This window comes from Serratia sp. OLAL2, from assembly GCF_002752475.1.
Classification (GTDB): domain Bacteria; phylum Pseudomonadota; class Gammaproteobacteria; order Enterobacterales; family Enterobacteriaceae; genus Serratia; species Serratia bockelmannii.
Window position 1 is genome coordinate 741,645 of record NZ_MSTL01000018.1, and the last position, 22,820, is coordinate 764,464.

22 protein-coding genes are annotated in these 22,820 nt (G+C 61.2%); 15 read left to right on the forward strand and 7 right to left on the reverse strand.

What is annotated here, in order from left to right; translation table 11 throughout:
• Positions 1-4: 4 nt before the first annotated feature.
• Positions 5-1,141 carry an SRT/SST family class C beta-lactamase gene (gene blaSRT, locus BVU99_RS16835; RefSeq protein ID WP_025302697.1) on the reverse strand — a complete coding sequence of 379 codons (1,137 nt, stop codon included), beginning with the start codon at positions 1,139-1,141 and terminating at the stop codon, positions 5-7.
• 206 nt (positions 1,142-1,347) lie between these two features.
• Here blaSRT and BVU99_RS16840 point away from each other — a divergent pair, with 206 nt between their 5' ends.
• Positions 1,348-2,229, forward strand: coding sequence for a LysR family transcriptional regulator (locus BVU99_RS16840; protein WP_099816803.1), 882 nt, complete (start codon positions 1,348-1,350; stop codon positions 2,227-2,229).
• Here BVU99_RS16840 and BVU99_RS16845 read toward each other — a convergent pair.
• A complete protein-coding gene (locus tag BVU99_RS16845; RefSeq protein ID WP_025302695.1) occupies positions 2,226-3,257 on the reverse strand; it encodes a Mal regulon transcriptional regulator MalI in 1,032 nt (343 codons plus the stop codon). The genes BVU99_RS16840 and BVU99_RS16845 overlap by 4 nt on opposite strands.
• Before the next feature lie 223 nt (positions 3,258-3,480).
• On the opposite strand from BVU99_RS16845, the gene malX reads away from it, so the two are divergent.
• Positions 3,481-5,100 carry a maltose/glucose-specific PTS transporter subunit IIBC gene (malX, locus tag BVU99_RS16850; RefSeq protein WP_043143292.1) on the forward strand — a complete coding sequence of 540 codons (1,620 nt, stop codon included), beginning with the start codon at positions 3,481-3,483 and terminating at the stop codon, positions 5,098-5,100.
• Complete coding sequence (locus BVU99_RS16855) at positions 5,093-6,274, forward strand: MalY/PatB family protein (protein WP_043143295.1); 1,182 nt, start codon at positions 5,093-5,095, stop codon at positions 6,272-6,274. The genes malX and BVU99_RS16855 overlap by 8 nt, the downstream gene beginning before the upstream one ends.
• A gap of 32 nt (positions 6,275-6,306) precedes the next feature.
• Here the strand turns inward: BVU99_RS16855 and BVU99_RS16860 are convergent, their stop codons facing one another.
• Positions 6,307-6,675: a hypothetical protein gene (locus tag BVU99_RS16860; RefSeq protein WP_033640470.1), complete on the reverse strand. Its 369-nt coding sequence runs from the start codon at positions 6,673-6,675 to the stop codon at positions 6,307-6,309.
• The gene (locus BVU99_RS16865) at positions 6,672-7,268 is read right to left on the reverse strand and encodes an NUDIX domain-containing protein (RefSeq protein WP_025302691.1); all 597 of its coding nucleotides are present in this window, start codon (positions 7,266-7,268) and stop codon (positions 6,672-6,674) included. The genes BVU99_RS16860 and BVU99_RS16865 overlap by 4 nt, the downstream gene beginning before the upstream one ends.
• Before the next feature lie 96 nt (positions 7,269-7,364).
• Between BVU99_RS16865 and BVU99_RS16870 the strand changes: the two genes are divergently transcribed.
• The 3 genes from BVU99_RS16870 (at position 7,365) to BVU99_RS16880 (ending at position 9,910) form a co-directional block, all read left to right on the forward strand.
• Positions 7,365-8,120: a DeoR/GlpR family DNA-binding transcription regulator gene (locus tag BVU99_RS16870; RefSeq protein ID WP_025302690.1), complete on the forward strand. Its 756-nt coding sequence runs from the start codon at positions 7,365-7,367 to the stop codon at positions 8,118-8,120.
• A 135-nt stretch (positions 8,121-8,255) separates the two neighbouring features.
• Positions 8,256-9,254, forward strand: a complete 999-nt coding sequence (gene add, locus BVU99_RS16875) for an adenosine deaminase (protein WP_016927887.1) — start codon at positions 8,256-8,258, stop codon at positions 9,252-9,254.
• A gap of 110 nt (positions 9,255-9,364) precedes the next feature.
• On the forward strand, positions 9,365-9,910 hold the full coding sequence (locus BVU99_RS16880; protein ID WP_043143298.1) for an AAA family ATPase: 546 nt from the start codon (positions 9,365-9,367) through the stop codon (positions 9,908-9,910).
• Positions 9,911-9,921: 11 nt separating this feature from the next.
• Here BVU99_RS16880 and BVU99_RS16885 read toward each other — a convergent pair whose 3' ends face one another.
• Positions 9,922-10,926, reverse strand: coding sequence for a bile acid:sodium symporter family protein (locus BVU99_RS16885; RefSeq protein ID WP_049295494.1), 1,005 nt, complete (start codon positions 10,924-10,926; stop codon positions 9,922-9,924).
• 73 nt (positions 10,927-10,999) lie between these two features.
• Entirely contained in the window at positions 11,000-12,040 is a 1,041-nt protein-coding gene (locus BVU99_RS16890) for an oxidoreductase (RefSeq protein ID WP_099816802.1), read from the reverse strand.
• Between the two features lie 222 nt (positions 12,041-12,262).
• On the opposite strand from BVU99_RS16890, the gene BVU99_RS16895 reads away from it, so the two are divergent.
• From BVU99_RS16895 to rsxC, 4 genes are all read left to right on the forward strand, one after another.
• Positions 12,263-12,703: a DUF2569 domain-containing protein gene (locus BVU99_RS16895; protein WP_016927891.1), complete on the forward strand. Its 441-nt coding sequence runs from the start codon at positions 12,263-12,265 to the stop codon at positions 12,701-12,703.
• Between the two features lie 135 nt (positions 12,704-12,838).
• Positions 12,839-13,420, forward strand: a complete 582-nt coding sequence (gene rsxA / locus BVU99_RS16900) for an electron transport complex subunit RsxA (RefSeq protein WP_004938443.1) — start codon at positions 12,839-12,841, stop codon at positions 13,418-13,420.
• A complete protein-coding gene (rsxB, locus tag BVU99_RS16905; RefSeq protein ID WP_004938428.1) occupies positions 13,420-13,992 on the forward strand; it encodes an electron transport complex subunit RsxB in 573 nt (190 codons plus the stop codon). Before rsxA ends, rsxB begins: the two co-directional genes overlap by 1 nt.
• Positions 13,985-16,279 (forward strand): electron transport complex subunit RsxC, encoded by a 2,295-nt coding sequence (rsxC, locus tag BVU99_RS16910; RefSeq protein ID WP_099816801.1) that lies wholly within the window; start codon positions 13,985-13,987, stop codon positions 16,277-16,279. Before rsxB ends, rsxC begins: the two co-directional genes overlap by 8 nt.
• Positions 16,280-16,312: 33 nt before the next feature.
• Here the strand turns inward: rsxC and BVU99_RS16915 are convergent, their stop codons facing one another.
• Positions 16,313-17,206 carry a helix-turn-helix domain-containing protein gene (locus BVU99_RS16915; protein WP_025302685.1) on the reverse strand — a complete coding sequence of 298 codons (894 nt, stop codon included), beginning with the start codon at positions 17,204-17,206 and terminating at the stop codon, positions 16,313-16,315.
• Positions 17,207-17,572: 366 nt separating this feature from the next.
• Here BVU99_RS16915 and rsxD point away from each other — a divergent pair, with 366 nt between their 5' ends.
• The 5 genes from rsxD (at position 17,573) to dtpA (ending at position 22,752) form a co-directional block, all read left to right on the forward strand.
• Entirely contained in the window at positions 17,573-18,658 is a 1,086-nt protein-coding gene (gene rsxD / locus BVU99_RS16920) for an electron transport complex subunit RsxD (protein ID WP_089196521.1), read from the forward strand.
• Positions 18,659-18,667: 9 nt separating this feature from the next.
• Positions 18,668-19,297, forward strand: coding sequence for an electron transport complex subunit RsxG (gene rsxG / locus BVU99_RS16925; protein WP_049204302.1), 630 nt, complete (start codon positions 18,668-18,670; stop codon positions 19,295-19,297).
• Positions 19,294-19,992: an electron transport complex subunit E gene (locus BVU99_RS16930; RefSeq protein ID WP_025302682.1), complete on the forward strand. Its 699-nt coding sequence runs from the start codon at positions 19,294-19,296 to the stop codon at positions 19,990-19,992. The genes rsxG and BVU99_RS16930 overlap by 4 nt, the downstream gene beginning before the upstream one ends.
• On the forward strand, positions 19,992-20,633 hold the full coding sequence (gene nth, locus BVU99_RS16935; RefSeq protein ID WP_019455952.1) for an endonuclease III: 642 nt from the start codon (positions 19,992-19,994) through the stop codon (positions 20,631-20,633). Before BVU99_RS16930 ends, nth begins: the two co-directional genes overlap by 1 nt.
• A gap of 604 nt (positions 20,634-21,237) precedes the next feature.
• On the forward strand, positions 21,238-22,752 hold the full coding sequence (gene dtpA, locus BVU99_RS16940; protein WP_025302681.1) for a dipeptide/tripeptide permease DtpA: 1,515 nt from the start codon (positions 21,238-21,240) through the stop codon (positions 22,750-22,752).
• Positions 22,753-22,820: the final 68 nt, after the last annotated feature.

Here is a 22,820-nt window from a genome sequence, read left to right on the forward strand (position 1 = left end):
AGCGTCAGTGCTTCTCCAGCGCCTGGATGATGTGGTAAGCCGCCTCGACGCGATCGTCATTCGGGAACCACTTGTTGGCCAACATCACCACGGCGATATTCTTCGCCGGGATAAACACCGCGTAGGTGGAGAAACCGCCGGTAGAGCCGGTTTTGTTATACCAGCCGGCGCGCAATTCCGGCTGCGGCGGCGTGATGGCGGTGGCCGGCGTGCCGTTCATGATCATCCCGGCGTTGTTGCCTTCAACCAAACGCGACAGCTTCACCGGATACGGGTAGTTCTCCCACATCAGATCCTGCGTGAACGCACCCGCCTTGTAATAACCGACGTGCGTGGCGGCCAGCGCCTCGCGCCACGGCTGCGCCACCTTCACCTGCTGCAGGTTGGCGTCCAGATAGCGAATCAGATCGCGGGCGTTGGACTTGATGCCGTAAGATTCGGCGTCCAGCGGGCCGGGATTGACCCGCACCGGTTTATCGTCCTTGCTGTAGCCCTGCGCATAGTTGGCCATCTGCGCAGCCGGCACCTGAACGTAGGTGTGGCTCATGCCCAACGCCGGCAGCATCCCCTGTTCCATCGCCTGGATAAACGGCTGGTCGAGGCTCTTGGCGGCGATCATGCCCAGCATGCCGATGCCGAGGTTGGAATAGACGCGGTAGCTGCCCGCCGGGTGTTTCGGCTGCCAGGCCCGGTAGTACGCCATCAGTTGGGCGTTGTCGGTTACGTCGTCAGGCACGAACAGCGGCAAACCGGAGGTATGCGTCGCCAGATTCAGCAGGCTGACGCCGTCGAAGGCGCTGCCGCGCAGCTCGGGCAGGTAGCGGCTGGCCGGGTCTTTAAACGACAGTTTGCCCTGCTGCTGCGCATAGACCGCCAGCGTCGCGGTGAAGGTTTTGCTCAGCGAGCCCACTTCGAACAGCGTCTGCTCGGTGATCGGTTTGCCGGTCTGCTTCGAGGCAACGCCATACGGGTAAATCTGCTGTTTGCCGTCGACCGACACGGCGATCGCCATGCCCGGCACGCCATATTTTTTCATCAGCGGCTGAATAACGGCGTCGATATCCTGCTGCTGCGCGGCGTGCGCGGTCGGCAGGATCAGTGCGGCGATCAGCGCGGCCGCCAGGCGGTTCATTTTCGTCATGATAGAAGCTCTTAGGTTGCAGGGCATCGGCCGCGGCCAAAAGTTTTTGTTGGCGTTATACACGGCGCTTTCCCTGATTGATGATGTCATTCCTTTACGGCTGCCGCGACGTTCTCAGCAGCCGCGCCAAATATCGGATTTTGCCGCCGGGTTGACAAGCGATAATAATTTCAGCCAGCATAAAGAAAAACTTATGGCTATCGACAATGCGCAATCGACTTCCCCTCAACGCCCTGCGGGCGTTCGAATCCTCCGCCCGCCACCTGAACTTCACCCGCGCCGGCCTGGAGCTGCGGGTGACCCAGGCCGCCATCAGCCAGCAGGTACGCATGCTGGAAGAACAGCTGGGCATCCAGCTGTTCCGCCGCCTGCCGCGCGGGCTCGATTTGACCGAAGAGGGTCAGGCGCTGCTGCCGGTGTTGAGCGACGCCTTCGACAGCATTGAGGCGGTGCTGCAGCAGTTCGAAGGCGGGCATTTCCACGAGGTGCTGACGGTGGCGGTGGTCGGCACCTTCGCCGTCGGCTGGCTGATGCCGAGGCTGGCGGCGTTCCGCACGGCGCACCCGTTTATCGATCTGCGGGTGCTAACCCACAACAATCTGGTCAATCTGTCGGCCGACGGTATGGATTTCGCCATCCGCTTCGGCGAAGGCCTCTGGCCCGCCACCTGCAATATTAAGCTGTTCGACGCGCCGCTGACGGTGCTCTGCCCGCCGACGGTCGCCGCGCGCCTGAGCACGCCGCAGGATCTGCAGCACGAGCAGCTGATGCGCACCTACCGCAAGGATGAATGGGAGCGCTGGTTCACGGCGGCGCAGGTGACGCCGTGGCGGATCAACGGCCCGGTGTTCGACTCGTCAAGGCTGATGGTGGAAGGCGCGATCCAGTGCGATGGCGTGGCGCTGGCGCCGGTCAGCATGTTCCGCCGCGAACTGGCCGCCGGCGCGCTGCAAAGGCCGTTTGCCACCGAGACCGCGCTCGGCGCCTATTGGCTGACCCATTTGAAGTCGCGGGATCTGACGCCGGCGATGAAAACCTTTATCGGTTGGATCCGCCGGGAGGCGGAAGAGGAGCAGCGGCGGGACTAGGCGGAGCCGCGCCGGATCAGCGTCGGCGGCAGAATGACGTTCTGCGCCGGCAGGTCGGCGTCACCGATACGCTGCAGCAGGCGCGCAGCGGCACTGCGCCCCACTTCCCGCGCCGAGCTGGAGACGAAGGTCAGCGGCGGTTCGGTCAGCTCGGCCTCCGGCACGTCGCCGAAACCGATCAGCGCTACCTGCCGGCCGTAGTAGGCGTCGACCCCGTCCGAGCCGATGCTGCGGCCGCTGCGCGTCAGGCCAAAATAGGCGCCGAGCGCGACCGACGCCTTGTGGCAAACGATGGCGGTAATGTTCGGGTAGTGGCGCAGCAGCTGTTCCGCCGCTTCCGCCGCCTCACGCTGCCGGCAATCACACTCGACGATCCATTCGCTGCGAAACGGCAGGCCGTACTGTACCAGCGTGGCGCAAAATCCGCCCAGCCGCTCGGCGCGCGTCAATGAGTCGCTCTGGCCGCCGAGGTAAGCAATTTGGCTGTGGCCGCGTTTGATCAAAAATTCGGTGGCCAGCTTGGCGGCCTGCATATTGTCCGGCCGCACCACGTCCACGCCCTCGAGACCGCTGGAGCGCGCCACGCACACCAGCGGCACGCCCTGCTCGGCCGCCTTTTCCTTCAGGCCCGCCGCCGCGCGGATGCCGCCCGCCAGTACGATGCCGTCAACGCCCTGCGCCAGCAGCGCGTCAAACGCCCGCTGCAAGCCTTGGCCATCGCGCCCGCTCTGGGTTAAAAACAGCAGCTTGTCGTGCGCCTCCAGCGCCTCGCTCAGCCCGGCGGTCATTTCGGCATAGAAGGGTTCGCAGATGTCGCGCAGAATAAGGCCAATCACTCCGGACTCCGCGCCGCGCAGCGTCGCCGCCTGGCGATTGCGCACATAACCCAGCTGCTCTATCGCCTGATTGACCTTCTCGACGGTGGTCGGCGAAATGCGCCCCTTGCCGCTCAACACCAGGGAAACCGTGGTGACCGACACGCCCGCCTGCTGCGCCACATCGGTGATGGTGATTTTTTTGATGCTCATAGTCTCTGCGAACCCGTTCCTGGGCAACCCGCGCCGTAATGATCAAGGGTATACCGAATCCGTTAGCTCAGTAAAACGTTTTACTGCCTGCCGCATTGTCGCCAAAAACCGGGCGGCAGATTTGTGATTGGCGGCGCATTTTTGCTAGGTAAAACGTTTTATCTTCTTTTTACCTAATCAGAAGTCCCCTTTTTGCTCGTCTTTTCGCCAGGAGAAGTCGGTTATGTCAGCAGCCAACAAACCCAAAATCACCCTCTGGGAGTTCTTCCAGAGCCTGGGCAAAACCTTCATGTTGCCCGTCGCCTTGCTCTCTTTCTGCGGCATCATGCTGGGGATCGGCAGCTCGCTGAGCAGCCGCGACGTGATCACCCTGATGCCGTTTATCGGCCACCCGATCTTCCAGCTGATCTTTACCTGGATGAGCAAGGTAGGCTCCTTCGCCTTCAGCTTCCTGCCGGTGATGTTCGCCATCGCCATTCCACTGGGCATGGCGCGTGAGAACAAAGGCGTCGCCGCTTTCTCCGGCTTCGTCGGCTTCGCCGTGCTGAATCTGGGCACCAACTTCTACCTGACCGCCGCCGGCGTGCTGCCCACCAGCGATCCGCTGGTGCTGAAAGCCAACAATATCCAGAACATCCTCGGCATTCAGTCGATCGATACCGGTATCCTCGGCGCGGTGATCGTCGGCATCATCGTCTATCGCCTGCATGAACGCTTCCACACCATCCGCCTGCCGGACGCACTGGCGTTCTTCGGCGGCACGCGCTTCGTACCGATCGTCACCACCGTGGTGCTGGGCCTGTGCGGCCTGGTGATCCCGCTGATCTGGCCGTGGTTCGCCGCCGGCATCACCGGGCTGGGCTGGGTGATCAACAGCGCCGGCGCCTTTGGCCCGATGCTGTTCGGCACCGGCGAACGCTTGCTGCTGCCGTTCGGCCTGCAGCACATTCTGGTGGCGCTAATCCGCTTTACCGAGGCGGGCGGTACCATGGAGGTGTGCGGCCACAGCGTCAGCGGTGCCCTGACCATCTTCCAGGCGCAGCTCTCCTGCCCAACCACCACCGGCTTCGCCGAGAGCGCCACCCGCTTCCTGTCGCAGGGTAAAATGCCGGCGTTTCTCGGCGGCCTGCCGGGCGCGGCGCTGGCGATGTACCACTGCGCCAAGCCGGAGAACCGTCATAAAATCAAAGGGCTGTTGATTTCCGGCGTGGTGGCCTGCGTGGTTGGTGGCACCACCGAGCCGATCGAGTTCCTGTTCCTGTTCGTCGCGCCGTTCCTGTATCTGATCCACGCGCTGCTCACCGGGTTGGGCTTTACCGTGATGGCGCTGCTGGGCGTGACCATCGGCAACACCGACGGCAACATCATCGACTTCGTGGTGTTCGGCATTTTGCACGGCACCGCCACCAAGTGGTATCTGGTGCCGGTGGTGGCCGCCGTCTGGTTCGTCGGCTATTACGCCATTTTCCGCTTCGCCATCCAGCGTTTTAACATCAAAACGCCGGGCCGTGAGAGCGACAGCGCCGTCAGCCAAAGCGCGACGAGTGGCGCGGTGGGCAAATCCGGCTACAACGTGCCGGCGATTCTGGCGGCGCTCGGCGGCCCGGGCAACATTATCACGCTGGACAACTGCATCACCCGCCTGCGCCTGTCGGTCAACGATATGAGTCAGGTGGACGACGCGGCGCTGAAGGCCCACCGCGCCATCGGCGTGGTGCATCTCAACGACCATAATCTGCAGGTGGTGATCGGTCCGCAGGTGCAATCGGTGAAAGATGAATTAGACTCACTGATAGCCACGGCGCAACCTGCCGCGGCGCTGCAGGGAGCCACCCATGTTTGATTTCTCCACCCCGATCGACCGCCACGGCACCTGGTGCACCCAGTGGGACTATATCGCCGATCGTTTCGGCAGCGACGACCTGCTGCCGTTCACCATCTCCGATATGGATTTCGCCACCGCGCCGTGCATTCTCGAGGCGTTGCAGCAACGCCTGCAGCACGGCGTGCTGGGCTACAGCCGCTGGCAGCATGAGGATTTTCTCGGCGCGCTGCGCCACTGGTATCAGCAACGCTTCAACACCGCTATCGACACCGCAACGGCGGTGTACGGCCCTTCCGTTATCTACATGGCGGCGCAGCTGATCCGCCAATGGTCCATACCGGGCGACTATGTGGTGACCCATACCCCGGCCTATGACGCCTTCTACAAGGTGATCCTCGCCAACCAGCGCCAGCTGCTGGCCTGCCCGCTGCACAAGGCCGGGGACGACTGGCGCTGCGACATGGCGCATCTCGAAGCGCTGCTGGCGCGGCCGCAGACCAAGATCCTGTTGCTGTGCAGCCCGCATAACCCCACCGGCAAAGTGTGGCGCCGCGACGAGCTGCAGCAGATGGCCGAACTGTGCGAGCGCCATGACGTGCGCGTGATCAGCGATGAAATCCACATGGACATGGTCTGGGGTGAACACCGCCATACGCCGTGGAGCCAGGTGGCGACCGGCGCCTGGGCCTTGCTGACCTCCGGCTCCAAGAGTTTCAACATTCCGGCGCTAACCGGCGCCTACGGCTTTATCAGCGACGACGCCAGCCGCGAAGCCTATTTCCAGCAGCTCAAAGCCCGCGATGGCCTCTCCTCGCCGGCGGTGCTGGCGGTGGCGGCGCACGTGGCCGCCTACCGCCACGGCGAACCCTGGCTGGACGCCCTGCGCGACTACCTGCAGGATAATCTGACCTACGTCGCCGAGCGGCTGGAGCAGGCGTTTCCCGCGCTGGGCTGGCGCCCGCCGCAGGCCACCTACCTGGCCTGGATCGATCTGCGGCCGCTGGCCGTGGACGATCGGGCGCTGCAGCAGGTGCTGATCGAGCGTGAAAAGGTGGCGATCATGCCGGGCTTTACCTACGGCGAGGAAGGCCGCGGGTTCCTGCGTCTCAACGTCGGCTGCCCGCGCAGCAAGCTGGAGGCCGGCATGGACAAGCTGATCGCCGGATTGAGGTTGGTGCTGGACGAGCAATAACGCGAGGGGGCGAGCCTCTGCCCGCCCCGGCGTTACGCCTGAACAGACGGGATCTCCTCCAGATGACGATAAACCGTCAATCCCCACTCGTTGGCCAGCCGCACGTCGTTATCGGCCCCCGCAGACGCCCCTTCGATGCGATACACCGCCTGACACTGTGCAATCAGCCGATGCGCCACCGGGTAAAGAAACGCCTCGCTCACCGCATCGCCAACCTGAGTGGAACCTGCCGCCGCCGCCAAAGGCAGCGCCAGCCACTCGCCGATCACCGGCACGTGCCCCCGCTGGTAAACCGCCAGCGCGGCCTGTTCCAGGCGCGCCAGATTGGCGGCGATACGCTGCGGATCGCCATCGGTGCCGCTGCGATAAGGGCCAGCAATCAAGATTTGTTGTGCTTTCATCGTTCTTCCTCCAACGTCCGGTTCAAGGCGACAAACTGCAGCAGCATGATGGTCTTGGCGTCAACGATCGTGCCCTGGCGAATCGCCTGCAGGGCTTGCGCCAGCGGCAGCTCGAGCACCTCCAGATCTTCCCCCTCCGCCGCCAACCCGCCGCCCTCGTTGATGCGGTCGCCCGCCTGATATTCGCCGACGAAAAAGTGCAGCTTCTCGGTGACCGAGCCTGGGCTCATATAGGCTTCGAATACTTTCTCCACGCTCTGCACGAAATAGCCGGTTTCCTCTTCCGCTTCGGCGCGGATGCGTGCCTCCGGCGACGCGTTGTCCAGCAACCCGGCGGCAGCCTCAATCAACATGCCGTCATGGCCGTTGACGAAGGCCGGAAAGCGGAACTGGCGCGTCAGGATCACCGTTTGCGCCTGCCGGTTGAACAGCAAAATGACCGCGCCATCACCGCGATCGTAGGTCTCGCGACTTTGCCGCTGCCAGACGCCGTCGCGCCGCAGAAAATCAAAGGTGGTTTTTTTCAGCAGGTACCAGTCATCGGACAACACCCGGGTTTCGACAATGCGAACCCTGTCTTTGGTGGCTATCATCGGTTTACTCCGCCAGAGGAAGGAAATTGATACTATCGTGCAGTTTCGTGTATGATCAAGATATTTCGTGCATAGAAAATTCGAGAGGAAATGGCCATGTTGACCAGCCAGCGCAAGAAAATCATCCTGGAAAAACTGGCTCAGGACGGCCAGGTGTTAGCCAAGCAGCTCAGCGAAATGTTCGGGCTGTCGGAAGATACGGTCCGGCGCGATCTGCGCGAATTGGACGCCGAAGGGTTGCTACAGCGGGTGCATGGTGGCGCCCTGCCGGTTTCTTCCGCCATTGCCAGCTTTGCCGAACGCAATCAGTTGGAATCCGGCGCCAAACGCGCGATCGCCAAAGCGGCAGCGGCGCTGATCGCCCCCGGCCAGGTAGTGATTATCGACGGAGGCACCACCTCTGCAGAGCTGGTCAGGCAACTGCCGGCCAACCTCAACGCCACCATCGTCACCCACAGCCCCAGCGTCGCCGTGGGCCTGGTCGATCACCCCACGGTCGAGGTGATTCTGATCGGTGGCCGGCTGTACAAGCATTCGATCGTCAGCGTCGGCGCCGCCGCGGTGGAAGCGATGTCGCATATTCGCGCCGATCTCTATTTTATGGGCGTGACCGGCGTACACCCCACTGCGGGGCTGAGCACCGGCGATCTGGAGGAGGCTTACATCAAACGCGCGCTGGCGGCCCGCGCGGCGGAAACCGTGGTGCTGGCTTCCGCCGCCAAGCTTAACGCCGCCTCGCAGTATGCGATCGGCGATATTACGCTGGCGCACACCATCATCGTTGAGCGGGCTACCGATGACGCGCTGATCGCGCCGTTGCAGCAGGCGGGCGTCAGCGTGTTGAAAGCCTGATTCACGACGATAATGCGATATATCTCGCATTATTTGTGATTCACGTCACTTTTTTATGCAACGCGATGGCAAGTTTCATCCATTTGTTTTTATACTGTTCTGCACTTTACCTACGATAATTAGCGAGTGCCCAGCATGATCGATCCCCGCTTACCGCTTACCGACATTCACCGCCATCTCGACGGCAACATCCGCGCGCAGACCATTCTCGACCTCGGTCGCCAGTTCAATCTCGCCCTGCCGGCCAACGATTTGGAGAGCCTGCGCCCGCACGTGCAGATCACCCATGCCGAACCGGACCTGGTCAGCTTCCTGCAGAAACTGGACTGGGGCGTGGCGGTGCTGGGCGATCTGGACGCCTGCCGCCGGGTGGCTTACGAAAACGTCGAGGACGCCGCCAACGCCGGCCTGCACTACGCCGAGCTGCGTTTTTCCCCTTACTACATGGCGATGAAGCATCAGCTGCCGGTCGCCGGCGTGGTGGAAGCGGTGATCGACGGGATTCGCTCGGGCTGCCGCGATCGCGACATCGACATTCGCCTGATCGGCATCATGAGCCGCACCTTCGGCGAGGCTGCCTGTCTGCAAGAGCTGGAAGGATTGCTGGCGCACCGCGACGGCATTACCGCGCTGGACTTGGCGGGCGATGAGCTGGGCTTCCCCGGTAGCCTGTTCCTCAGCCACTTCAACCGCGCGCGCGACGCCGGCCTGCGCATCACCGTGCACGCGGGCGAAGCCGCCGGCCCGGAAAGCATCTGGCAGGCGATCCGCGAGCTGGGCGCCGAACGTATCGGCCACGGGGTGAAAGCGGTCGAAGATCCAGCGCTGATGGACTTCCTGGCGGAACACGGCATCGGCATCGAGTCCTGCCTGACCTCCAACATCCAGACCAGCACCGTGCCGTCGCTGGCGCAGCATCCGCTGGCCACTTTCCTGCGCCACGGCGTGCTGGCGTCGATCAACACCGACGATCCGGCGGTTCAGGGCATCGAGATCGAGCATGAATACCGCGTCGCCGCGCCGCAGGCCGGGCTGACGCCGGAAGAAATCCGCACCGCTCAGGAAAATGGCCTGAAGCTGGCTTTCCTCAGCGAACAGGAAAAACAGGCACTGCGCGCCAAAGTGCAGGGCTAAATCTCCCAAGGCGCCAAACGGCGCCTTCTTCTCATCCCCCGTTTTCTTCCGCCTGCTCGTCTTTATCGCTGTTTTCACCCCATCACTCTGTGGCAAGAGAGGAATTCCGTATGTCTGACAAACTACGCCGCATCGTGCTGACCGGCGGCCCGGGTTCGGGCAAAAGCACGCTCATCGACGTTCTTCATCGCCGTGGTTACCCGCACTCCTTGGAGGCGGGCCGGGCGATTATTCAGCATCAGGTGAATATTGGGGGTAATGCGCTACCGTGGGGCGATCGTCAGGCTTTCGCCGAGCGGATGCTCGATTGGGAACTGCATTCATGGCGCGAAGCGACGGGTGCAACATGTTGGTTCTTCGATCGCGGCCTGCCGGATATCGCCGGTTACCTGACGCTGTGCGGATTATCGATCCCCGCCCCCTTAACGGCGGCGATCGACGCCTTTCGCTATGCCGATACGGTGTTCATCACCCCACCGTGGCGAGCGATTTATGCGCAGGACAGCGAGAGGAAACAGTCTTTCGCCGAAGCCGAGCAGACCTATCGGGCGATGGTGGCCATCTATCGCCGTTATGGCTATCGGCTGCAAGAGCTGCCGCGCGTTTCACCCGATGAGCGCGCCGACTTTCTGCTCGACGCGCTGAGCCACCGTTAGCGGCCTGCGGCCTATTTGGCCACCAGCGCCTCCGCCTCGGCCCGCTGTTTAGCGGTTTTACGCGCATAGCGCTGCGCCAGCACCGCGCACACCATCAGTTGAACCTGGTGGAAAATCATCAGCGGCAGCACCATGGCGCCCACCGCCGCGGCCGGGAACAGCACGTTGGCCATCGGGATGCCGTTCGCCAGGCTCTTTTTCGAGCCGCAGAAGACGATGGTGATCTCATCGGCGGTGTTGAAGCCCAGCCAACGCGCCGCATAGGTGTTGATCACCAGCACCACCGTCAGCAGCACCAGCGACATCACCAGGATAGTCAGCAGCGACCAACCGTCGATACGGTGCCAAATCCCTTCCACCACCGCCGCGCTGAATGCGGTATACACCACCAGCAGGATCGATGAACGGTCGGTCAGGTTGATCAACTTGCGATGGCGATCGACCCACTTGCCGATCAATGGCCGCGCCAGGTGACCGACCACAAATGGCACCATCAATTGCAGAATGATCGAACCGATGGCGTGCAATACGTCGGTATTGCCGCCCTGGGTATGCATCAATGCTCCCACCAGCAGCGGCGACAGGAACACGCCGAGAATGCTCGACGCCGAGGCGCTGCAGATCGCCGCCGCCACGTTGCCGCCCGCCGCCGACGTAAAGGCGATGGCCGATTGCACCGTGGCCGGCAGCGCGCACAGGTAGAGGAAGCCGAGATAGACCGTCGGCGTCATGATGCCCGGCACCAGCAGGTTCATCGCCAGCCCGAGCAGCGGGAACAGCGCAAAGGTGCTGAGGAACACCAGCAGGTGCAGCTTCCAGTGACTCATGCCGGCGATGATCGCCTCGCGCGACAGCTTGGCGCCGTGCATAAAGAACAGCAGCGCGATGGCGGCGGTGGTCAGGTGTTCAAAGAAGGTTTTCCAGATGCCTTCGCAGGGGAACAGCGAGGCGACGATCACCACCAAAATCAGAACCAGCAAAAATTTATCAATGCGCAAACGCTGCAACCAGGACATGAAACGGATTTCCTTGCACGTAGAGTCGTAAAAAGGCCCGACGTTGCGCCGGGCCACAGAGAAGTGGGCGGGATCAGAGCACCGGCAGCGCCTGCTGCAGCCGGGCCGATTCCAGCCCCAGTTCGATCAATGCCATCACCGCGATGGCGTCGGCGGCCGGCACCGGATTTTCGCCTATGCCGGCGATCGCGTCGCGCACCGCCGCGTAATAAGCCGGGTAGTTGCCGGGAATATTGAGCAGCGGCTGTTCCGCCAGCAGGTCGCCGCGTGACAGCGTCACCACACCCTCGCGCATGTCATAGCCCCAGTCGGCCTGCGGCAAGCGTTCGCCGGCCTTCAGCCGGTCTTCCTGCGGATCGAGGCCATATTTGACATAGCTGCCGCGGGTGCCGTGCACCACGTAGCGCGGGCTCTCCGCCGCCGCCAGCATGCTGGCGTGCAGCACCACACGGCGATCGCCATAGCTCAGCAGCGCGTGGAAATAGTCCACCGCCTGCGCCCCCGGCCGCAGCTCACCCAGATCGACAAACAGCCGCTCGGGTTTGCCGAAGAGTTGCAGCGCCTGATCGAGCAGATGCGGCCCCAAATCGAACCAGATACCGCTGCCGACGCCGCCCTGTTCGCGCCAGCGCTGACGCACCTGTGGCCGATAACGATCGAAGTGCGACTCGAAGTACACCACCTCGCCCAGCGAACCGTCGTTTAACAGCGCTTTAAGGGTGAGGAAATCGCTGTCCCAGCGGCGGTTGTGGAACACCGACAGCAATAAACCACTCTGTTGCGCCTGCTGTTGCAGTGCCTGCGCTTGTGACAATGTCACGGTAAACGGTTTATCCACCACCACGTGCTTGCCGGCGGCCAACGCCTGCTGCGCCAGCGGGAAATGGGTATCGTTGGGGGTAGGAATGACGATCAGATCGAGGGCCGGATCGGCGAACAGCGCCTGCGCACCACCCACCACCGTCATCGACGGCCAGTCGGCGTGCACTTTGCCGGCATCGCTGCTGGAGACGGCGGCCAGCTCCAGCCCCGGCGTACCGGCAATCAGCGGCGCATGAAAGGTTTTGCCGGCGTAGCCGTAACCGACCAGCCCGACACGAATTTTCTCAGCCATGGGATTTCCTCTTGCTGGCTCACGACAGACCCTTTCGATTTGACACCATGCGGCCGGATGGAACAAGAAGTAAATGAGATGTTAATTCGAAGCGAGGCCGGCGTAGCCAAACGTGCGGCCCGGCGTCGCGATGCCGAGCTATCCGGTTGATAGAGATGACGAAGCCTATATTACCCGCTAAGCTATGCCGCCTGTGATCCCCGTTTCAATCAGGAAGCCTTTATGTCTCAAGCTGAATACACTCGTATCGGCGGTTGGTTGCTGGCCCCGCTGGCCTATCTGATCGTCACCCTGCTCAGCGCCAGCCTGATGCTGCTCCTGTACGCCATGGCGATCTTCATGCCCGAGTCGCGCGACTATCTGTTGACCAACGCCCAGGCATTTACCCTGCAATGGTACTTTTCGGTGCTGACCACGCTTTTGATGTGGGGCTTCACCCTGTGGCTGGTGTTTCTGTTTTGCCAGCGCTCGCAGCGCTTCCCCAAACTGTTCTTGTTATGGCTGCTGATCACGGTAATTCTGGCGGTGAAAGCCTTCGCCTTCGCGCCGGTGCCGGATGAAGTGGCGGTGCGCAGCCTCGGCTGGCCGCTGCTGATGGCGGCGCTGCTGGTGCCTTACATCAAGCGTTCGCAGCGGGTCAAAGGGACCTTTACCGAACGTTAAAGGGAGTTGCAGCACGTTTTATTGGGTGATTTGTGTAAATTTTCACCAAAAAAGGCAATACCCCTGCGATTCATATGTTGTCGTCCGGCCGCCGATTCCCGATAATAGGCGGCTTTTATTTTTTTAGGCATCGCAATGACCGAATACCTGCTCCTGTTTGTCGGCACCGTACTGGTGAACAACTTCGTTCTGGTGAAGTTTCTTGGCCTGTGCCCGTTCCTCGGCGTTTCCAAGAAGCTGGAAAGCGCCATCGGCATGGGAATGGCCACCACCTTCGTTATGACGCTGGCCTCCGTCAGCGCCTGGGTGATCAACACCTTTATTCTGGTTCCGCTGGATCTGGTGTATCTGCGCACGCTCTCCTTCATTCTGGTGATCGCCGTCGTCGTTCAGTTCACCGAGATGGTGGTGCGCAAGACCAGCCCGGCACTCTACCGCCTGCTGGGCATCTTCCTGCCGCTGATCACCACCAACTGTGCGGTGCTGGGCGTAGCGTTGCTTAACGTCAACCTCGGCTATAACTTCCTGCAGTCCGCCGTTTACGGCTTCAGCGCCGCCGCCGGTTTCTCGCTGGTGATGGTGCTGTTCGCCGCCATTCGCGAACGTCTGGCGGTCGCCGACGTCCCGGCGCCGTTCCGCGGCTCCTCGATCGCGCTGATCACCGCCGGGCTGATGTCGCTGGCCTTTATGGGCTTTACCGGGCTGGTGAAATTCTAATGACTGCGTTGTGGATAGCTATCGCGGCTTTAAGCGCGCTCGGGCTGCTGTTCGGACTGGTGCTGGGTTACGCCGCGCGCCGTTTTGAGGTGGAAGAGGATCCGGTCGCCGAGCAGGTCGACGCAATCCTGCCGCAGAGCCAGTGCGGCCAGTGCGGCTACCCCGGCTGTCGCCCCTATGCCGAGGCAGTGGCCAACGGCGAGATGATCAACAAATGCGCGCCAGGCGGCGAACAGGTGATGCTGAAACTGGCGGAGCTGCTCAACGTAGAGCCGCAGCCGCTGGGTAGCGAAGCCGCCGCCGAGCCGGAGCGTAAGGTGGCCTATATCGACGAGGCCAACTGCATCGGTTGCACCAAGTGCATTCAGGCCTGCCCGGTGGACGCCATCGTCGGCGCCACCCGCGCCATGCATACCGTCATTACCGACCTCTGTACCGGCTGCGATCTGTGCGTCGCCCCTTGCCCTACCGACTGTATTGAAATGAGACCGGTCGCTACCACCACCGCCAACTGGAAGTGGGACATGAAGACGATCCCGGTGCAAGTGATCCACGTGGAGCAACATGCTTAATCTGTTCGCCGCCTTTAAAAAAGACCGGATCTGGGATTTCGACGGCGGGATCCATCCACCGGAAATGAAAACGCAGTCCAGCGGTACGCCGCTGCGTGTCGCTCCCCTGCCCAAGACCTTTATCATTCCGCTGCAGCAGCACCTGGGGCCGGAAGGCGAACTGTGCGTCAACGCCGGCGATCGGGTGTTGAAAGGCCAACCGCTGACCGTCGGCCGCGGCCGCACCGTGCCGGTGCATGCCCCGACCTCGGGCACCGTCAGCGCCATTACGCCGCACATCACCGCCCATCCGTCCGGGCTGACGGAGCTGTGCGTGATAATCGAGGCAGACGGGGAAGACCGCTGGTGCGAGCGCGATCCGGTGGCGGACTATCGTCAATCCCCTGTCGCGGAACTGATTCAACGTATTCATCAGGCCGGCATCGCCGGTTTGGGCGGCGCCGGTTTCCCGACCGCCAGCAAGCTGCAAGGCGGCATGAGCGGCGTGGAAACGCTGATCCTCAACGCCGCCGAGTGCGAGCCTTACATCACCGCCGACGACCGCCTGATGCAGGAACATGCCGATCAGATCATTGAAGGCACGCAGATCCTGCAACACATTCTGCAGCCCAAGCTCACGCTGATCGGCATCGAAGACAACAAACCGGAGGCAATCACGGCGCTGAAACAGGCGTTACGCGGCCAGTCCAGCATTGCGCTGCGTGTCATCCCGACCAAATACCCGTCCGGTGGCGCCAAGCAGCTGACCAAAATTTTGACCGGCAAGGAAGTGCCGCAAGGCAAACACTCCTCCGCTATCGGCGTATTGATGCAAAACGTCGGCACCGCCTTCGCCATCAAGCGAGCGATCGTCAACGGCGAACCGCTGATTGAGCGCGTAGTGACCCTGACCGGCGAGGCGATCGAGCGCCCCGGTAACCTGTGGGCGCGCATCGGCACGCCGGTGCAGCACCTGCTTGACTTCACCGGTTTCCGCCCGCAGGCGCAGCAGATGGTGGTCATGGGTGGCCCGCTGATGGGCTTCACCCTGCCCGCGCTGAACGTGCCAATCGTCAAGATTAGCAACTGCATTCTGGCGCCGACGGTCGATGAAATGACGCCGCAGGAACCCGAGCAATCCTGCATCCGCTGCGGCCTGTGCGTGGACGCTTGCCCCGCCGGGCTGCTGCCGCAACAGCTGTACTGGTTCAGCCGCGGGCAGGAGCACGACAAGGCACGTAACCACAACCTGTTCGATTGCATCGAATGCGGCGCCTGCGCGTTCGTCTGCCCCAGCAACATTCCGCTGGTGCAGTACTACCGGCAGGAAAAGGCCGAAATCAAGGCTATCGATCTGGAGGCGGCGCGCACCGCCGAGGCCAAGGCCCGTTTCGAAGCCAAACAGGCCCGTCTGGAGCGCGAGAAACTGGCGCGCGAAGAGCGACATAAAAAGGCCGCCGTGAAACTGACCGACGACGATCAGGGCGCGGTGCAGGCCGCGCTGGCGCGCGTACGCAGCAAGAATGCCGAAGCGGCGGTTACGCCGGTCGACGGCCAGCAGCCGGACAACAGCGAGATGATCGCTGCCCGCGAAGCACGTAAAGCGCAGGCGCGCGAACGACGTGCCCAGCTGGCTGCCGAGGTGGAAACGAAAGCACCGCCGGCGGCCACCGGCGACGACGCGCGTAAAGCCGCCGTGGCCGCGGCGCTGGCCCGCGTGAAAGCGCGTAAAGAAGCGCCGGCCGCAACAGAGGACGATCCGCGGAAAGCGGCCGTTGCTGCCGCCTTGGCGCGCGTGAAGGCCAAAAAAGCGGAGCAACAATCTGACGCCCCTGCAGCGGCGGAACCGGCTCCGGCAATCGCCGAGGAAGATCCGCGCAAGGCCGCGGTGGCAGCGGCTATCGCCCGCGCCAAAGCCAAAAAAGCCGCGCAGCAGGCCGATGCCCCTGCAGCGGCGGAACCGGCTCCGGCTGCCGCCGAGGAAGACCCGCGCAAAGCCGCGGTTGCCGCGGCACTGGCACGTGTAAAAGCCAAGAAAGCCGCGCAGCAGGCGGATGCTCCTGCAGCGGCGGAACCGGCTCCGGCTGCCGTCGAGGAAGACCCGCGCAAAGCAGCGGTTGCCGCGGCACTGGCACGTGTAAAAGCCAAGAAAGCCGCGCAGCAGGCGGATGCTCCTGCAGCGGCGGAACCGGCTCCGGCTGCCGCCGAGGAAGACCCGCGCAAGGCGGCGGTGGCAGCGGCTATCGCCCGCGCCAAAGCCAAAAAAGCCGCCAGGGAATCGCTGACGGCGGAAACGGAAGACAAATGATGACAGCGGCGCCTGGCCACAGCCCGGCGCCGTTTAATCGATAGAAATCAGGTAGGTGTAATCCACTTCAATCTGGCGCAGTTTGGACTCGGGGTTCCACTCTTTGGTTTGAATGATCTCCATTTCCATACTGCCGCGCACCTCATCCTTCAGCCCCGGCATCACATGCGACATCAGGTAGCCGAAAAACTGCAGACACTCTTTCGCCGTGCCCTTATGGTTGATGGAGATAAACTCGCGGCTCGGCAGATGGAAGGTGTCGATCTGATGGTTGGAAAGAATATCCTTTTTGTGTTCAGGATCGACCGCCATCACCAACGTGGACGAGAGCTCGTCGCCCTCCCCGGCATGAGGAGAATAAATGCTGTAAATTCGCCGACAGTCAACGTGCAACCCCTTGAAGAAGTCGTTGAAAATCTCGTCCTTCATCGCCATGCAGGAAGAATATTCCAGCTCCTGTTCGGAGGCGAAATCCAACCGACGCGTGAAACCAACCAACTGCATGTCGGGCAGCGTCAACCGCTTCACTTCCGGATAATAACCGGCACCGTAGCTGGCTTCGAAGTTAAAGCGCGGCATCAGGTTTTTCACGTCCCAGTGCGCCATCGAGCGGTAGCGATTGGGCGTGGTGCCGAAGCGCTGCTTGAACATGCGGGTGAAGGTCTGCTGTGAATCGAAGCCCAGCTCATCGGAAATGTCGATGATGGAGCGGCGAGTAATGCGCAGCGCCACCGCGGCGCGCGTCAGGATGCGCGAACGGATATAGGTGGCGAGTTGAATGCCGGTAATACGCTTGAATTTACGCTGCAGATGCCACTTGGAATAGCCCGAAATACGCGCGACTTCATCCAGGTTTGGCCGTTTCTCCAGATGTATCTCCACCCACTCAATTAGCTCTTCAATAAAAAAAATGTCTTCATTTGTCATTATTATGGATTCACTGACTCAATAATGTTCGCGATAGTAACCTACACGGATTATGTGAAAGTTGTTATTTTGTGCGGAAATCTGGAGAAAAATGATATCTCATTCAGACGCTTAACCCATTTTCCGCGGTCGATGGCGGCACAAGTTCCACTGACAATTCCTCACGTTAGCCCATTTACCGGCCAAAAAAAAATCAAATCGCGCCGTCCCGATCGCCAGATGTGCGGAAAGCCGAATACCCCTACCATTAAGGCGTATTACCCTCGCATCGAATCAGGTAGAATGCTCGGCTATTATTTTTTGCCGCGCCCGCAATTCGGCGCATCGAAACTGCCGCAGGCGCGGCGCAGAAGGTATCGTTACTCTATGAAGTTCAGGCCGGTATCACCCACAGCCGCCAAAGGCTTACACATCGCCAGCTCGCCGTTCACCCACAACCAGCAAAGCACCAGCCGCATTATGCTGTGGGTGATGTTGGCGTGCATTCCCGGCATCGCGGCGCAGATTTGGTTTTTCGGCTACGGCGTGTTGATCCAGGTGGCGCTGGCGGCGATCGTCGCGCTGGCGGCGGAAGGCGCGATCCTAAAACTGCGCAAGCTGCCGGTGCGCAGCCGGCTGGCGGATAACTCCGCCCTGCTGACCGCGCTGCTGCTCGGCATCAGCCTGCCGCCGCTGGCACCCTGGTGGATGATCGTCATCGGTACGTTCTTCGCCATCGTCATCGCCAAGCAGCTGTACGGCGGCCTTGGGCAGAACCCGTTCAATCCGGCGATGGTCGGTTACGTGGTGCTGCTGATCTCCTTCCCGGTGCAGATGACCAGTTGGCTGCCGCCGGATGAGCTGCGCGCCACCGCGCTGCCGTTCCACGACACACTGCTGGCCATTTTCAGCGGCCATACTTCGCAAGGCGCGACGCTGCATGAACTGCAGATGGGCGTGGACGGCATCAGCCAGGCCACGCCGCTCGATGGCTTCAAAACCGGCCTGCGCAGCGGCCACAGCGTGGAACAGGTGTTGCAGCAGCCGCTGTTCGGCGGCGCCTTGGCCGGCATCGGCTGGCAGTGGGTCAACCTCGGCTTCCTGGCCGGTGGTCTGTTTATGCTGGCGCGCCGCCTGATCCATTGGCATATCCCGTTCAGCATGTTGGCCGCCATCGCTTTCTGTTCCGGTCTGGCCTGGTGGCTCGATCCGGCGCATCAGGCTTCGCCGCTGATCCACCTGTTTTCCGGCGCCAGCATGCTGGGCGCGTTCTTCATCGCCACCGACCCGGTCAGCGCCTCCACTACGCCGAAGGGCCGTTTAATCTACGGCGCGCTGATCGGCGTGCTGGTGTGGCTGATCCGCGTCTATGGCGGCTACCCTGACGGCGTGGCCTTCGCCGTGCTACTCGCCAACATCACCGTCCCGTTAATCGACCACTACACGCAGCCGCGCGTGTACGGCCATCGCTAAGGAGCCGCCATGCTGAATTCCATGAGAAAGCACGGCACCACGCTGGCGGTGTTTGCGGCGGTCACCACTGGCCTGACCGCCGTGGTCTACGCCCTGACGAAAACCACCATCGCCCATCAGGCGGCACTGCAGCAAAAAGCACTGCTCGATCAGGTGGTACCGCCAGAAAACTACGACAACATCATGCAGAACGAGTGCTTCCTGGTCAGCAACCCGGCGCTCGGCGACGGCGCGCCGCACCGTTTATACCTGGCGCGCAAAAACGGGCAGCCAACCGCCGCTGCGCTGGAAACCACCGCGCCGGACGGTTACTCCGGCGCCATCAAGCTGCTGGTCGGCGCCGATTTCAACGGCACGGTGCTCGGCACCCGGGTGATTGAGCACCACGAAACCCCGGGGCTGGGTGACAAAATTGAACTACGCATTTCCGACTGGATTTCTTTCTTTAGCGGCAAGAAAATCGAAGGCCCTGACGATAAGCGCTGGGCGGTGAAGAAAGACGGCGGTATGTTCGACCAGTTCACCGGCGCGACCATCACCCCGCGTGCGGTGGTCAATGCGGTGCGGCGCACGGCGTTGTATATGGAAACGCTGCCGCCTAAACTTGAAAGCTTACCTGCGTGTGGAGCCAGCGAATGAGTGAAGCCAAAGAATTGATCGTCCAGGGGTTGTGGAAAAATAACTCCGCCCTGGTGCAGCTGCTGGGCATGTGTCCGTTGCTGGCGGTGACGTCCACCGTCACCAACGCGCTGGGCCTGGGGCTGGCCACCACGCTGGTGCTGACGTTGACTAACGCCTCCATCTCCGCGGTGCGCCGCTGGGTACCGAGCGAGGTGCGTATTCCTATCTACGTGATGATCATCGCCGCGGTGGTGAGCATCGTGCAGATGCTGATCAACGCCTATGCCTTCGGGCTGTATCAGTCGCTCGGCATTTTTATTCCGTTGATCGTGACCAACTGCATCGTGGTGGGCCGCGCCGAAGCGGTGGCCGCCAAGAAACCGGTCGGCCTCTCGGCGCTGGACGGCATGGCTATCGGTCTCGGCGCTACTGGCGTGATGGTGACGCTGGGCTCGATGCGCGAACTGCTGGGCAACGGCACGCTGTTCGACGGTGCCGACCTACTGCTGGGCAGTTGGGCCAAGTCGCTGCGCATCGAAGTGGTGCACTTCGACAGCCCGTTCCTGCTGGCGATGCTGCCGCCGGGTGCCTTTATCGGCCTGGGGCTGCTGCTGGCGGTCAAATATCTGATCGACGAGAGAATGAAGGCGCGCAAAGCCCGCGCCGTGGCAGTGGAACCGCTGTTGGAACAAGGACGTGCTGAGAAGGCCTGATGAACAAGCAGAAGCGACTGGAAATTCTGACCCGGCTGCGCGACAACAACCCGCACCCGACCACCGAGCTGGTGTACACCACGCCATTTGAACTGCTGATTGCGGTGCTGCTGTCTGCGCAGGCCACCGACGTAAGCGTCAACAAGGCGACCGCCAAGCTGTACCCGGTCGCCAACACCCCCGCCGCCATGCTGGCGCTGGGGGTTGATGGCGTCAAGGAGTACATCAAGACCATCGGTCTGTTCAACAGCAAGGCCGAAAACGTGATCAAGACCTGCCGCATGCTGCTGGAGCTGCACGGCGGCGAAGTACCGGAGGATCGCGCCGCGCTGGAAGCACTGCCGGGCGTCGGCCGCAAGACCGCCAACGTGGTGCTCAACACGGCCTTCGGCTGGGCGACCATCGCCGTCGACACCCATATCTTCCGGGTGTGTAATCGCACCCACTTCGCGCCGGGCAAGAACGTCGATCAGGTGGAAGAGAAGCTGTTGAAGGTGGTGCCCGCCGAATTCAAGGTCGATTGCCACCACTGGCTGATCCTGCACGGGCGCTACACCTGCATCGCGCGCAAACCGCGCTGCGGTTCCTGCATTATCGAAGACCTGTGCGAGTATAAAGAAAAGGTTTATCCGGAATCCTGAGCCTGTTGGGTGCGGCAAACCGCACCCGTCGCTTCATCTCTCCCCGCCAGCGCCTCTTTTTTATCGGAAATGTGATATCGCGCAGCAGTAACCCCGGTGTTATCACGGTTTTCAGTGAAAAACTCAGTGCCGTGTTATTTTCAAGCGAAAAATTAGTCGAAAATTGCGGTGAACGTCACGCTTTCAGGATCACAAGGCGTTCACAAATGCCAGCCCCGTTTTCTTAAATTTCTATAATTTTACAAAATGCGTCATATGCACAACATTCCAATGGATTAATAACCACACATACACTGATGCGCTAAAAAATAGCAATTCAGCAGAATATATCCCTGTTTAAAATCCGTATAGCTTTTAATCAAAACAAAAAATCGGCAAATCATTAAAACCCGAAAGTTAATACTGCATAACATTTGCAACATCGCAGCATAATCCTGCGAGCGTTAAATGTAACCGAATATGACAAACTGCTTGCCACGTTGACAAAGATAGTGAACATTAACCGCCGTCCCCATCCTATAACAACGCAAAAGGATGCCGTTCCGCATCAACTTTTGTACTTTCCCGTCCTCCAAAGACGGGCTGCGAAAAAACAGAGGTACCAGTGTCAACAGCAAACAACCAACACCCGGAGAGCGTTAGCCTTAACGCGTTCAAACAACCGAAAGCGTTCTATCTGATCTTCTCGATCGAACTGTGGGAGCGTTTCGGCTATTACGGCCTGCAGGGCATCATGGCGGTTTATCTGGTCAAGATGCTCGGCATGAGCGAAGCCGACTCCATCACCCTGTTCTCTTCCTTCAGCGCCCTGGTATACGGCTTCGTCGCCATCGGCGGCTGGCTGGGCGACAAGGTGCTGGGTGCCAAACGCGTGATCGTGCTCGGCGCACTGGTGCTGGCCGCCGGTTACGCCATGGTGGCCTACTCCGGCCACGACATCTTCTGGGTCTACATGGGTATGGCGACCATCGCCGTGGGCAGCGGCCTGTTCAAGGCTAACCCGTCCTCCCTGCTGTCCACCTGCTATGAGAAAGACGATCCGCGTCTCGACGGCGCCTTCACCATGTACTACATGTCGGTGAACATCGGTTCCTTCTTCTCCATGCTGGCCACCCCGTGGCTGGCAGCGAAATACGGCTGGAGCGTGGCGTTCTCCCTGAGCGTGGTCGGCATGCTGATCACCCTGGTCAACTTTATGATGTGCCACAAGTGGGTGAAGGAAAACGGCTCCAAGCCTGACTTCAAGCCGCTGCATCTGCCGAAACTGCTGATGGTGCTGGTCGGCATCGTGGCGTTGATCGCCGTGTCCAGCTGGCTGCTGCACAACCAGGTGATCGCGCGCTGGGCGCTGGCCCTCGTTTCCGCCGGCATCGTGCTGGTGTTCGCCAAGGAAACCTTCGCCCTGCACGGCGCCGCACGCCGCAAGATGATCGTCGCCTTCCTGTTGATGCTGGAAGCGGTGGTGTTCTTCGTGCTGTACAGCCAAATGCCAACCTCACTGAACTTCTTCGCCATCCACAACGTGGAACACAGCATCTTCGGCATCGCCTTCGAGCCTGAGCAGTATCAGGCGCTGAACCCATTCTGGATCATGCTCGCCAGCCCGATTCTGGCCGCGCTGTATAACAAAATGGGCGATCGCCTGCCGATGCCGCACAAGTTCGCTTTCGGTATGATCCTGTGCTCCTGCGCCTTCCTGGTGCTGCCATGGGGCGCCAGCTTCGCCAACGAACAGGGCATTGTGTCGGTCAACTGGCTGATCCTGAGCTACGCGCTGCAGAGCATCGGTGAGCTGATGATTTCCGGCCTGGGTCTGGCGATGGTGGCACAGCTGGTGCCGCAGCGTCTGATGGGCTTCATCATGGGTTCCTGGTTCCTGACCACCGCCGCCGCCGCGCTGATCGCCGGTAAGGTTGCCGGTCTGACCGCCGTCCCAAGCGACATCAACGACGCGCACGCTTCGCTGGCCATCTACAGCCATGTGTTTATGCAAATCGGCATCGTCACCGCCGTCATTGCTATCCTGATGATGCTGACCGCGCCGAAACTGTACCGCATGACGCTGGATACCACCGAAGACGCCAATCAGAAAGCGCAGGAAGCCACCGCGGCTCACTGATCGTCGGCAGATTGGGCGTAAATAAAAACACCGAGGTTAACGCCCCGGTGTTTTTTTATGCCCGCAAT